Here is an 11,897-nt window from a genome sequence, read left to right on the forward strand (position 1 = left end):
TCGAATGGGAGGACGCCGGCATGGACCGCCTCACCGGCGCCCCCGAGGCCCTGACGGCCCTGAAGAAGTTCGACTTCGCCCCCTCCACCGCCTCCTTCGACGCCGCCTTCAGCAACCAGACCTGACGTCAGCCGCGGCGCGCGGAAGGCGGGCACGTCTGGACTCTACCGAAGCACGATGGCGAGGCCGTCGGGGTCGGTGACCCGCGCGCCGTCGTGCGTCCGCTCTGGGGCCAACCCCCGCTCGGCAAGGGTCGCGACGGCGGCGTCGAGGTCGGCGACCCGCAGCGCGAGGCGCGGGAACCGCGGGCCGGTGGCGGCCGGCGTCGTGAGCTGGAGGACGTCGTGGCCCAAGCGGAAGCGGCCCTCCCCCGCGGGCTGCATGCCTACGGTATCGGCGAAGAGACGTGCGGCGGCGTCGGGACCGCTGGCGGCGTAGGCGACGTGGTCGAGGGACTCCGCGAGGGCGCCGGGCGCCTCGGGGATGCGGAGGTCGAGGTCCCGCTGGAGGTGCTCGATGCGGGCGCCGTCGGGCATGAGGACGAAGGCAAGGCGGCCGAAGCCGGTGCCGGCGGGCTTGGGCGGGGTGGCGTCGAGGCAGCCGGCGGCGAGGAGGCGGGCGTAGTCGGCGTCGAGGTCGTCGCTGAGGAATGCGAGGTGGTCCGGGCCGAACGGGAGCGGCGTGAGCGCCTCGGGGTCGTGGATGAACTCGACCAGGCCGCCGGCAAGCTGGACGTAGGCGATCTGGACGGGCGTGCCGACGACTGTCTCGTGGAAGACGACGCGGGCGTCGAGCGCGGCGTAGAAGTCCAGGGAAGCGCGGATGTCGCGCACGAGGACGCCGAGGTGGTTGAGCTCGTGGATCACGCGGGCGCCTTCCGTCGGTGGGGCTGTTCGTCGGAGAGCCTACTGGCGATCCTGCTCGCGTAGTACCGAGTAGGCCCCGCGGGCCAAGCACGGATACCTCGCCCTCCGCGTAATAGGCTTCCCCCAGTGGGGAGCGCGGTGCCCACGGGATATCCGCCTCGACCACCTGCTGGAGAAGCCATGAAGCCTGCCCTGAGGGCGGCCAATACCCTGCTCGCAACCGCGGCGCTCGTCGCCGCCACCATGGTCGGACTCGCCTCTGGGGCCCAGGCCTCCCCGCAGGTCTACAACCCCTGCGGCTGGCTCAGCCTCGGGCAGGTGAAGTTCTCGGCCTACGGCGCCAACCGCGTCACCTTTGCCACGTCAACTGACAGAAGCTCGGACGTCGTCACGATCACCGGGTGCGTCCGCTCGGGCAGCGGCTACGTGCAAGAGTGGCAGGACTGGGGATACATCGGTCTGAATGGCTTCGCGGCCGGCAGCACGTGGGAAGACTCCTACCGGTCGCCGAGCGGGTCGTTCAGCATGACCGAAGCCCTCGGCCGCTCGAACCCCGGCACGGCGCTGGCCTACCACACGCTCAACCCCAACTCCCGCTGGGGCGGTGAGCGCGGGGCCACTTACAACCAGTACTTCGAGGGCGCGGGTGGGGAGTCCGACGAGAACCTCTGGTACTACATGAACCTGGGCTACTACGAGCAGGCAGCGGTCATCAACTACAACCGCTACCCGGACATGCCGACCGTCCAGGGCGCCTCGTTCGCGATCTTCTTCCACGCTGGCCGCGTCCCCTCGGCCGGGTGCGTGTCCACGAGCCTGTCTACCGTGACCCGCCTGCTCCAGACCAACCGCCCCGGGGACCGGATCATCATGGGTGCCGTCGACGACGTCTTCACCCCGTACATCTCCGACCCGTTCGGGGCGATCACGAACAAGTACGGTTCCACCGGCGGCACCTTCGGCCCACTGGGGAACCCGACCTCGAACGAGACGGGAGGGCTGGCCGAGGGCGGCTCGTACCAGTTCTTCAACGGCGGGGCCATCTACTGGTCCCCGGGCACCGGTCCGCACACGATCGGCGGCGGGATCCTCAGCGCGTGGCGGAGCACCGGAGCCGAGGGCGGGTACCTCGGCTACCCGACCACGGACGAGATCGGCGGCCTGAAAGACGGCGGGACCTACCAGATGTACCAGAACGGCGCGATCATCTGGTCCCCGGCCACGGGCGCGCGCATCTCCAACGGCGCGATCCGCAACGCCTGGGCCTCAACCGGGTACGAGAACGGCTACCTCGGCTACCCGACCACCGACGAGATCCGCGGCCTCAAGGACGGCGGGACCTACCAGATGTACCAGAACGGGGCGATCATCTGGTCCCCGGCCACGGGCGCGCACATCTCCAACGGAGCGGTCCGCAGCGCTTGGGCGGGAACCGGGTACGAGAACGGCTACCTCGGCTACCCGACCACCGACGAGATCCGCGGCCTCAAGGACGGCGGGACCTACCAGATGTACCAGGGCGGCGCGATCATCTGGTCCCCGGCCACGGGTGCGCACGTCTCGAATGGGGCCGTGCGGAACGTCTGGCTCGGCGCCGGAGGGGAGAACGGCTACCTCGGCTACCCGACCACGGACGAGATCCGCGGCCTCAAGGACGGCGGGACCTACCAGATGTACCAGGGCGGGGCCATCGTCTGGTCCCCCGCGACCGGGGCGCGCATCTCCAACGGCGCCGTCCGCAACGCCTGGGCGGCCACCGGCTACGAGAACGGCCCGCTGGGCTACCCGACCTCCAACGAGCAGCCCGTCTCCAGCCGCACGGTGCAGGACTACCAGGGCGGCTTCATCGGCTGGACCCCGCAGAACGGCGCCTTCACGGTCACCGGGGCGATCGCCGACTCCCTCCACGCCAACCGCGGCATGGGCGCACCGGTCGGGCCCGAGGTGAAGACCGCCGATGGCGCGTACCAGATGTTCACGAACGGCGCCATCATCTGGACCCCGGCTACCGGGGCGCACGTCTCCACTGGCGCCATCCGCAGCGTCTGGGCGGGCACCGGCTACGAGGGCGGCCCCCTGGGCTACCCGACCACGGACGAGTTCGCCGCCAGCGGCGGCTGGTACCAGACGTACCAGGGCGGGTCGATCTTCTGGTCGCCGGCCACGGGCGGCCGCGTCGTCGCGACGGACTTCGCGGCGAAGCTGACCTCGGGCGCACTGGCCACCCTGGGCTACCCCACGGCGAACGCGGTCACGAACCTCACCGGCGGCGGGTCGTCCCAAGCCTTCCAGAACGGGATCCTGGTCGAATCCCCGGCCACGGGCGTCCACCCGCTCACCGGCGCCATCCTCAAGGCGTGGACCGGGGCAGGCGCGCAGGACGGCGCACTCGGCTACGCGACGAGCGACCCGTACGCCGGGGCGAACGGCTCGACCGTGCAGGACTTCGAGCATGGGAGCATCCTCGTCGCCACGGACGGCACCGTGACCGTCACGCGCCAGCAGGACGCGTCCGCCGCGGCGCCCGCTCCGTCGACCGCTGCCCCGGCCACCACGGCAGCGGCACCGACTGCGGCTGCTGCCCCGGTGACCACAGAGGCAACCGCTGCCCCGGCCGGTCCGACTCCCGCTGCCACTCCGACTCCGACAGCGACGGCACCGACCGCCAGCCCTGCCACGGCCGCTGCTGCCGCCGCTCCGACACCCACCGCTGACCCGGCGGTGACGGCCGCGACAACGTCCGGATGGTAACCGGCAGACGGGAAGGGCCCGGGCCGCGCGAAGCGGTCCGGGCCGCCGGAATTGTCGGGTTCCCGCGGGTGCAACGCCCGCGCACCCGCGGGAACCCGACAATTCCGGCGGGAGGTGGCGGCCAGCTCCGGTCAGATCCAGCGGGGCGGGGCGGGCACCTCGGCGAGCTGTTCGCCGTCGCGCGCGGCGGTGAGGTCCTGCCCCGGCTCGGCGCCGCGGCCGGCGGCCCAGCGCACGACGGCGGGCAGCCGGCCCTCGATGACCGTCGCCCCGGGCCCGGGGTCGCCGAGGGTGAGCCCGTCGTCGTCCCCGTCCACGACCCGCAGGGCCAGGCCTGCCGTCTCGCCGCGCTTCTCCCAGGCTCCCCAGATGTCCCCGAGGAGGCGGCGCAGCACGTCGGCCGGGATGTCCGCGAAGCGGGCGCCGTTGTCGAGGTCGACGGCGTGCAGCCACACCTCGCGGATGCGCATCCACACGGTCTCGGACACGGGGACGAGCCTGCCCTGGGCGGTGCGGACCTCCTCGCCCCACTTCGCATCGGGCAGGTCGCGCCACTCGACCGAGAGGTGGATCGCCGAGTGGTCGAACAGGTTCACCAGCGCGATCGGCGGCAGCGTCGCACCGAACTCGATCTCCTCGTTGCGCGCCTGCGGCGAGGAGTACATGGGCGTCTCGACGCCGGTCGCGGCCCACTCGACGAGCCGGGCGATGGCCCGGGCGTTGTAGCCCACGTGGGCTATGACGTGCCGGCGCGACCACCCCGGCAGCAGCGAGGGCCCGTCCATCTCCGCATACGAGAGCTCCCCGAGCTTCCGGGCGAAGAACGCCGTGCCGCGCCGGGCCGTGAGCAGCCCGGCGCGGACCTCCGCGTCCTGGACGAGGTCGTGGCGGGCGACCACCTCAGGCGCCCGGTTCCGCGGCCGCGTTCTCGGGAAGCACGACGCCGGCCGGCAGCACCGCGGGGATGTCCGCCTGGGCGCGGGCCACGTTGCGCAGCTGCCCGATGCCCTCGACCGAGACCGTCACGGTCTGCCCGTCGGTCAGGTACACCTCCGGGGTGCGGGCGCGGCCGACGCCGCCGGTGGTGCCGGTGAGGATGAGGTCGCCCGGGTTGAGGGTGATGATCTCGGAGATGTAGGAGACGAGGTGCTCGGGGGTGAACACGAGGTCCCCGATCGAGCCGGTCTGCATCCGGTTCCCGTCCACGTCGGTGGTGATCGCCGCGTTCCGGTCCAGCTCCTCCGGGGTCACCATGACCGGCCCCACCGGGGTGGAGCGCTCCCACATCTTCCCCTGCAGCCACTCCTTCGTGCGGAACTGGTACGAGCGCATCGAGATGTCGTTCGCCGCCGTGTACCCGGCGATGTACTGCCCCGCCTCGGACTCGGGCACGCGCCGGGCCTGCCTGCCGATCACGACGACGAGCTCGGCCTCCCAGTCGATCGCGTGGTCGGCGGCGGGCAGCTCGATGTCGTCGTACGGGCCGGTGAGCGTCTCGGCGAACTTCGCGAACAGTGTCGGGTACTCCGGAAGGTCCCGGCCCATCTCCGTGATGTGCGAGGCGTAGTTCAGGCCCACGCACAGCACCTTCGACGGCGTGGGGACCACCGGCGCGAGGTCCGCGCCCTCGCTCGGGTGGCGCGCGCCGTCGGCCTTCGCCGCGATCTCCCGCCAGCCGGGCACGGCCAGCAGCGTGCCCAGGTCGGCGTACCCGGTCACCTCGACGTAGGCGTCCTCGTCCTGGCGGACGGCGACGGTGCGCCCTGTGCCGAGGCCGGGGGTGCGGAGGGTAGCGAGCTTCACTGATTCTTCTCCTTGGGAGTCTGGCCTTCGATGAAGGTGCGGTTGAAGTGCAGGCGCTCGAAGATCGGCGCATCGCCGAACGCGAACAGGTCGAACTGGGTCTCTGCCTCGATGGACCACGCGGCCCACGACGGCACCACGATCATGTCACCCTTGGACACGGCGGTCCGCTCGCCGTCGAGGACGAACGCGCCCTCGCCCTCGAAGACCTGGTAGACGCTCGAGCCGACCTCGCGGGTCGTGCGCGTGGCGACGCCCGGGCGCAGGCGGTGGAACTCGGCGCGGATGGTCGGCATGACGTCCCCGCCGGTGGTCGGGTTGACGAACCGGACAGCGGCGTGGCCCTGCCCGACGGTGGCCGGGTGGCCCTCGTCCTCGAGCGCGAGCTGCTCGGTCAGGGCCCGGTCGGTGTGCTCCCACCGGTACGCCCCGATCGGGGAGGACACCGTGTTCTCGAGCTGGGACAGCGGGCGCAGGCCCGGGTGGCACCACAGCCGCTCCGAGCGGGAGATCTCCGGGGTGGCCTCGTCCGTGACCCGCTCGGTGCCGAACTCGAAGAACCCGGCGTCCATGCCGTGCACGAACGGGATGTCGAGCCCGTCGATCCACGCCATCGGCTCGTCCCGCTCGTTGTGGTGGCCGTGGAAGTTCCAACCCGGGGTGAGCAGGAAGTCGCCCCGGGACATCCGCACCGGGTCCCCGTTCACCACGGTCCACACGCCCTCGCCCTCGACGACGAACCGGAACGCGTTCTGCGAGTGCCGGTGCTCCGGGGCCACCTCGTGCCCGCCGAGGTACTGGATGGCGGCCCAGAGGGTCGGGGTCGCGTACGGCAGGCCGCCCAGACCCGGGTTGGCGAGGGCGATGGCCCGGCGCTCCCCGCCGCGGCCCACGGGCACGAGCTCGCCGGCGCGCTCTGCCAGCGGCAGCAGGGTGTTCCACCGCCACACGTGGGGCACGGCCTTCGGCGAGGGCACCATGGGCATCAGCTCGTCCAGCTGCGTCCACAGAGGGATCATGTTCTCCTGCGCCATCGTGGCGTACATCGCCTCGAGCTCGGCGGCCTCCTCGGGCGTCGGCTCGGCGGCGACCATCACGTTCTTCGCTGTGCTGTGCGTCGCGGCGCTGTGCGACGCGACGCTGTCCTGCGTACGGGTGGTGTCCCCATCGATGCTCATCGTGGCCTCCTTGCCATGGTTCTTCCGATTCTCCGTCATTTCGGGTGCCGTTCAGCGCGACTCGGCCAGGGCGGCCTGCCGCGCGGCGATGTCCGCCCGGAGCTCCTTCTTGTTGATCTTGCCGACCTTGGTGGTCGGGAGCTCCTCGACGACCACAAGCCGCTCCGGGAGCTTGAACGCGGCGATGCCGTAGCTCCGCAGGGCCTCCTGGACCCGCTCGAGGGTCAGCTCGGCGCCCGGGCGGAGGGTCACGTAGAGGCAGAGCCGCTCGCCCAGGACCGGGTCCGGCATCGCGACGGCAGCGACCATCGTGACCTCCTCGAGCCGGTAGACGAGGCTCTCGATCTCCTCCGCGGAGATCTTCTCCCCGCCGCGGTTGATCATGTCCTTGTCGCGGCCCTGGACCACGAGGTTCCCGTCGGGGCGGCGTTCGACGACGTCGCCGCTCGCGTACCAGCCGCCGTCGGCGAAGGCGCGCTCGTTGGCCTCCGGCGCCCGGTAGTAGCCGCGCGGGGTGTAGGGCCCGCGGGTGAGGATGGCCCCGGCCTCGCCGTCGGGCAGGTCGTTGCCGAGCTCGTCGACGATCCGGACCTCGTCCGCCTCGCTGACCGGCCGGCCCTGGGTGGTGCACACGACGTCGTCGGGGTCGTCGAGGCGGGTCATGTTGATCAGGCCCTCCGCCATGCCGAAGACCTGCTGCAGCTGGGCGCCGAGGACCGGCCTGACCTTCCGCGCGAGCTCGTCCGGCATCCGCGACCCGCCCACCTGCAGCACCGCCAGGCTCGCCAGCTGCGTGCCGCCGGCCTCCTGCTGGTACTCGATCCACCGCTGCGCCACGGCCGGGACCGCCGCCGCCATCGTGACCCGCTCGGCCTCGACGGTGGCGAACACGCGCGCGGGCGAGGGCGAGGGGAGCATGACGGCGGTGCCCCCGGCGAAGAACGCCCCGAGGATGCCGGGGCAGGCGAGCGGGAAGTTGTGGCTGGCCGGGAGGGTGCCGAGGTAGACCGTCTCCTCCGTCAGGCCCGCGGCCTCCGAGCAGACCCGGACGTTGTACGCGTAGTCATTGTGCGTGCGCGTGATGAGCTTCGGCAGCCCGGTGGTCCCGCCGGAGAGCAGGAAGCACGCGGGGCTGGCCGGGTCCGGGGCGGCGGCGTCGAGGCGCGCACGCGCGCCGGCGGGACCGTGGCCCGGGGCCAGCAGCGGCTCCAGCGGCGTCCCCGCCGGCCCAGCCTCCCCGCTGACGAGCGTCCATTCCACGCTGGGCACGGCCTCGGCGACCTCGGCGGCGAGCTCGCGGTGGTCGAACTCCTTGATGAGGTCCGGCACCACGAGGGCCCGGACCTCGGCGAGGTCGGCGAGGAACGCCAGCTCGTAGCGGCGGTGCGCGGGCAGCGCCATGACCGGGATGATCCCGGCACGGAAGCACGCGAGCGTGAAGACCGCGAACTGCCAGCCGTTGGGGAGCTGGACCAGGACGCGGTCGTCGGGGCGGAGCCCGAGCGCGAGGAGGCGCTCCGCCCCGGCGTCCATGCGGTCGGCGAGCTCCCGGTACGTCATCCGCACGTCGCCGTCGACCAGGGCGGTCTTCTCCGGCAGCCGGTCGGCGGTGTCGTGGACGTAGGCGCCGAGCGCACGGTCCTCCCAATAGCCCTTGGCCCGGAACTCGGCGGCGAGCTCGGCGGGCCAGGGAACGGTTCCCTCGCGGGTGGGGTGCGTCATGCGTCCTCCTCGACGGTGAGCGGGGTGTCGGCGGCCTCGATGACCACGGCGTCGAGGGCCACGAGCCCCTTCGGGGTGACCCGCAGGGGGTTGATCTCTGCTTCTGCGATGCGGGGGTTGGCCAGGAGCGCCCCGCCGAGTGCACGCACGGCGTCGGCCAGCGCGCCGGCGTCGAGCTCGGGGCTGCCGCGGAAGCCGTGCAGGAGCTCGCGGGCGGCGAGCTCGTCCGGCATCGCGAGGGCGGAGCGGCGCGAGACCGGGAGGGAGCGGACCGCGACGTCGGCGTAGACCTCGGTGGCGAGCCCGCCCAGGCCGAGCACCACGACGGGCCCGAAGACCGGGTCCCGCCGGGCCCCGAGCACGAGGTCGACCCCGGGGTCGGCCATGCGCTCGAGCAGGAACGCGGACGCTCCGATGGCTTCGAGGGCGTCGAGGGCCGCGTCGAGGCGGGCGGCGGAGTCGATGCCGAGGTGCACGCCGCCGATCTCGGTCTTGTGGAGCACGCCCGCGTCGAGCAGCTTCACGGCGACAGCACCTCCGGAGCGGGTGAGCTCGGCGAACGCGGCGTGTGCCTCGGCGCGGGTGGCGGCCCGGCGGCGCTCGGGGGTGCGGATGCCGAGCGCGTCCAGGAGGCCCTTGGCGCGGTCCTCGTCCCAGGGCCCGGACAGCGGGCCGGCGCCGTCGGAGGGCCGGCGCGGGGCGGCGCCGTCGTCCTCCCCCTGGCGCAGGTGCTGGGTGCGGGCGTCGGCGGCGAGGGCCGCGAGGCCCCGGGCGAGCGCGGAGGGGCCCGCGAGCACCGGGACGCCGAGGCCTGCGGCGGCCTCGCGGGCGCGCCGTACGTCGGCCTTGGGCCCGTCGACGCCGATGACGGCCGGCACGCCGTCCAGGCCCGCGTCCCGGACGGCCGCGGCGAGGTCCAGGACGGGCTCGGTGATCGCGTAGATGCCGAGCAGGTCCACGGCTGGGTCGTCCGCGACGGCGCGCAGCACCCGGTCGTACCCGGGCCCGGGCCGGCCGGTGTCCACGGGGTTGGCCTGGAAGGTCAGGGGCGGCAGGACCTCCGCGATGGCCCGCTGTGACGCGTCGCCGAGGCGCGGCAGGGGCACTCCGGCGCCGTGGAGGTGGTCGGCGATGATGAGGCCCGGTCCGGCCTGCGCGGTGACTAGGCCGACGGCGGCCGCCTCCCGGGGTGCCGGGCGTCGCCCGGAGAGGGCGGTCACCGCGTCGACGAGTTCGGTCTCGTCGTCGACGACGACGGCCCCCGCCTGCCGCAGGACCGCGCGGGTGGTGCGCCAGGACGTCGCGAGGGCGCCGGTGTGGGACTGGGCGAACTCGGAGACGTCGTTGCGGCCGACCACGAGGGCGACGACCGGCTTGCGCGCGGAGAGCCGGCGGACGGCGTCGAGCAGGCGGGGCCCGTCGGCAACGGTCTCGAGGTGGAGCGCGACGGCGGCGGTCGCCTCGTCCTCGGCGAGGTACTCCAGGACGTCCGGGGCGGTGACGCCGAGCCCGGCGCCGATGCCGACCCCGAGGCTCACGCCCACGCCGGCCCGCTCGAGGTGGAAGGCGAGCACGTGGTTCACTCCTCCGCTCGCGGCGACGACGCCCACCGACCCGGCGCGCAGGCCCGCCACGCCGGGGACGAAGCTCGCGCGCAGGTCCCTGCGGGGCACGAAGAAGCCGGAGGTGTTGGGGCCGAGCACGCGGATGCCGGTCTCGGCAGCGACGGCCCGGACGGCCGCCTCGTGCTCGAGGCCCGCTCCCCCGGCCTCGGCGAACCCGCCGGCGCAGACGAGCGCCGCGGAGACGCCGTGCGCCGCGGCCTCGCGGAGGGCGTCGGCGGTGGCCGCCGCGGGGACGCACAGCACGGCGAGGTCGACCGGTTCGGGGCTGGCCGCGACGGCCTCGGCGATGCTGGCGAAGACGCCGGGGGTGCCGGCGGCGCGGCTGTTGACGTGGAGCACGGGGCCGCCGAACGCGGCGAGGGACTCGGCCATCGCGGCGCCGAGCTTGCCAGGGGTCGAGGACGCGCCGACGAGCACGATGCCCCGGGGTTCGAACAGCTACCGTCGCGCCACCGGTCGGGAGTTCGACTCCATCCATTCCGTCATCGCGGTACTCGTGAGAAGTTCCACCCCCGGCGTGGTGCCGTTTCGACGGCGTGTTTGGCAACGGGCCCTGGGAGCCTTCGAGGGTGCCAATGTTCATAGGGTTCGATACCGCCCCTCGACGTTCAATCGGCTTGAGTTAGTCCCCGGCAGTCGTTGGCGACCCGAATGTCGCCCCCAAACCGAAGACGTGTCGGCGCACTGGTGCCCCCGTTCAAATCTGGGGCGCAGACAACGGCGGCCAGGGCTTCTGCGAGGTGCTGACGATGGCCGCTTCAACTGGCGAGGCAGACCACACCAAACGCATCAACGGGCACTGTGGTGAGCAGCAGCCGCCTCCTTCCTGCCCTGCGAAAGAACCAGACGGGTCGCTCCTATTGACCTCCACGCCATGCCGTCAGAGCAAGGGTGCGAAAATGGTCTCCATGCCCATGGACCAGTTCGGGCTTTTCGACGAGCCCTCGTCGGCGCGAGATGAAGTTCGCGTCGAACCTAAGATCACCGACGAACAGGTCCAGAAGCTCCGCGAGGCCTTCGCCTCGGCTGGCATTTCCTCAATGGACGAGCGCAAGGCCATCATCGAGTCGTGCACCGTCCGTCCCGTGGCCACCATCCGCGAGGTCTACGCCCACGAGACGCCACGGATCCTTCGCCGCATCGAGGAGCATCGGAACTACACCGGCCCGTCGACCGGCTGCGCGTGGGATACCCGCGAAGAAGACACCTGGATCGACCGGATGTGAGCCCGCCTGCCAAGAGAAGGGAGCCCTGAGTATGGCTCGCGTGCGCTCTATCGCGCCCGGATCGCAGCGGGTGGTCTCCCACCCGACCCTCGTCGACTGCTTCTGGCAGACGCTGGACACGCCCGACGGCGAGACGCTCCTGCACCTGTCCACCTTCGGCTCGGACAGCCGCCAGTCGAAACCCAAGAGCAGCCAGTCCCTCCAGCTCGACCGCACCCAAGCTGAGCAGCTGCTCGGCGTCCTGTCGGCCGCCTTTCCCGGGCTTGTCGCCCAGACGGACTCCGAGGAGGAGGCCGCGCCGACCAGAGAGCCGCAACCGGACGACGACGCCCACGCACCTCGGGACGAGAACCTCGTCAAGGCGTTGGAAGCCTCCGCCACATTCGCCGCCCAATGGACCGTGGCGGGCCGCATCCCGTTGAGCCCCGCGGAGGTCGCCGCATTCATCGGAACCCTCGCCGCGGCGCCGGGCGCGAGGCTGCCCCTGCAAAGCGTTGCCGCAGCGATGGGTGTCCGCCCTACTAGGCTCCAAGGCGCCCTCGCCACCCTCGAGAAGGTCATGAACGTGGAGGGTTATCCGGTGCTGGAAGCCGTTGACGCCCACCTCCGCTTGGACGTGTCCCTCCTCCGAGAACAGTTCGCACTGAACGCAGTCGAATCGACCGGTCTGAGAGCCCGAAACAGTTGATAATGTGAAGTTCACGCACGCGAGGCAAAATGGGGAGG

General features: G+C 72.3%; 9 protein-coding genes and 1 pseudogene. 4 read left to right on the forward strand and 6 right to left on the reverse strand.

Going from position 1 to position 11,897, the window contains the following annotated elements; genetic code table 11:
• A pseudogene (locus tag ACQ5BE_RS14550) lies at nucleotides 1-125 on the forward strand (sugar phosphate isomerase/epimerase); the annotation flags it as partial.
• A 39-nt stretch (nucleotides 126-164) separates the two neighbouring features.
• Here the strand turns inward: ACQ5BE_RS14550 and ACQ5BE_RS14555 are convergent.
• Nucleotides 165-866, reverse strand: coding sequence for a VOC family protein (locus ACQ5BE_RS14555; RefSeq protein ID WP_430297709.1), 702 nt, complete (start codon nucleotides 864-866; stop codon nucleotides 165-167).
• 180 nt (nucleotides 867-1,046) lie between these two features.
• On the opposite strand from ACQ5BE_RS14555, the gene ACQ5BE_RS14560 reads away from it, so the two are divergent.
• Nucleotides 1,047-3,617 carry a hypothetical protein gene (locus tag ACQ5BE_RS14560; RefSeq protein ID WP_430297710.1) on the forward strand — a complete coding sequence of 857 codons (2,571 nt, stop codon included), beginning with the start codon at nucleotides 1,047-1,049 and terminating at the stop codon, nucleotides 3,615-3,617.
• Nucleotides 3,618-3,748: 131 nt separating this feature from the next.
• Here the strand turns inward: ACQ5BE_RS14560 and ACQ5BE_RS14565 are convergent, their stop codons facing one another.
• The 5 genes from ACQ5BE_RS14565 to ACQ5BE_RS14585 all read right to left on the reverse strand — a co-directional run bounded on the left by ACQ5BE_RS14565 (nucleotide 3,749) and on the right by ACQ5BE_RS14585 (nucleotide 10,362).
• Nucleotides 3,749-4,516: a maleylpyruvate isomerase family mycothiol-dependent enzyme gene (locus tag ACQ5BE_RS14565; RefSeq protein WP_430297712.1), complete on the reverse strand. Its 768-nt coding sequence runs from the start codon at nucleotides 4,514-4,516 to the stop codon at nucleotides 3,749-3,751.
• Between the two features lies 1 nt (nucleotide 4,517).
• A complete protein-coding gene (locus ACQ5BE_RS14570) occupies nucleotides 4,518-5,420 on the reverse strand; it encodes a fumarylacetoacetate hydrolase family protein (RefSeq protein ID WP_430297713.1) in 903 nt (300 codons plus the stop codon).
• Nucleotides 5,417-6,514 carry a cupin domain-containing protein gene (locus ACQ5BE_RS14575; protein ID WP_430297860.1) on the reverse strand — a complete coding sequence of 366 codons (1,098 nt, stop codon included), beginning with the start codon at nucleotides 6,512-6,514 and terminating at the stop codon, nucleotides 5,417-5,419. Before ACQ5BE_RS14575 ends, ACQ5BE_RS14570 begins: the two co-directional genes overlap by 4 nt.
• Nucleotides 6,515-6,649: 135 nt before the next feature.
• Nucleotides 6,650-8,320, reverse strand: coding sequence for a (2,3-dihydroxybenzoyl)adenylate synthase (locus ACQ5BE_RS14580; protein WP_430297715.1), 1,671 nt, complete (start codon nucleotides 8,318-8,320; stop codon nucleotides 6,650-6,652).
• A complete protein-coding gene (locus tag ACQ5BE_RS14585; RefSeq protein WP_430297717.1) occupies nucleotides 8,317-10,362 on the reverse strand; it encodes an acetate--CoA ligase family protein in 2,046 nt (681 codons plus the stop codon). Before ACQ5BE_RS14585 ends, ACQ5BE_RS14580 begins: the two co-directional genes overlap by 4 nt.
• A gap of 491 nt (nucleotides 10,363-10,853) precedes the next feature.
• Here ACQ5BE_RS14585 and ACQ5BE_RS14590 point away from each other — a divergent pair, with 491 nt between their 5' ends.
• Entirely contained in the window at nucleotides 10,854-11,171 is a 318-nt protein-coding gene (locus ACQ5BE_RS14590; protein ID WP_430297718.1) for a hypothetical protein, read from the forward strand.
• 40 nt (nucleotides 11,172-11,211) lie between these two features.
• Complete coding sequence (locus ACQ5BE_RS14595) at nucleotides 11,212-11,859, forward strand: hypothetical protein (protein ID WP_430297720.1); 648 nt, start codon at nucleotides 11,212-11,214, stop codon at nucleotides 11,857-11,859.
• Nucleotides 11,860-11,897: the final 38 nt, after the last annotated feature.

The sequence above is a fragment of the Sinomonas sp. B1-1 genome, from assembly GCF_050474465.1.
Classification (GTDB): domain Bacteria; phylum Actinomycetota; class Actinomycetes; order Actinomycetales; family Micrococcaceae; genus Sinomonas; species Sinomonas flava.

What these genes read in the sequence shown, in the direction of transcription:
- ACQ5BE_RS14560 (WP_430297710.1), top strand. Translation starts at nt 1,047, where the DNA reads ATGAAGCCTGCCCTGAGGGCGGCCAATACCCTGCTCGCAACCGCGGCG.
- ACQ5BE_RS14575 (WP_430297860.1), bottom strand. Translation starts at nt 6,514, where the DNA reads ATGGTCGCCGCCGAGCCGACGCCCGAGGAGGCCGCCGAGCTCGAGGCG.
- ACQ5BE_RS14580 (WP_430297715.1), bottom strand. Translation starts at nt 8,320, where the DNA reads ATGACGCACCCCACCCGCGAGGGAACCGTTCCCTGGCCCGCCGAGCTC.
- ACQ5BE_RS14590 (WP_430297718.1), top strand. Translation starts at nt 10,854, where the DNA reads ATGCCCATGGACCAGTTCGGGCTTTTCGACGAGCCCTCGTCGGCGCGA.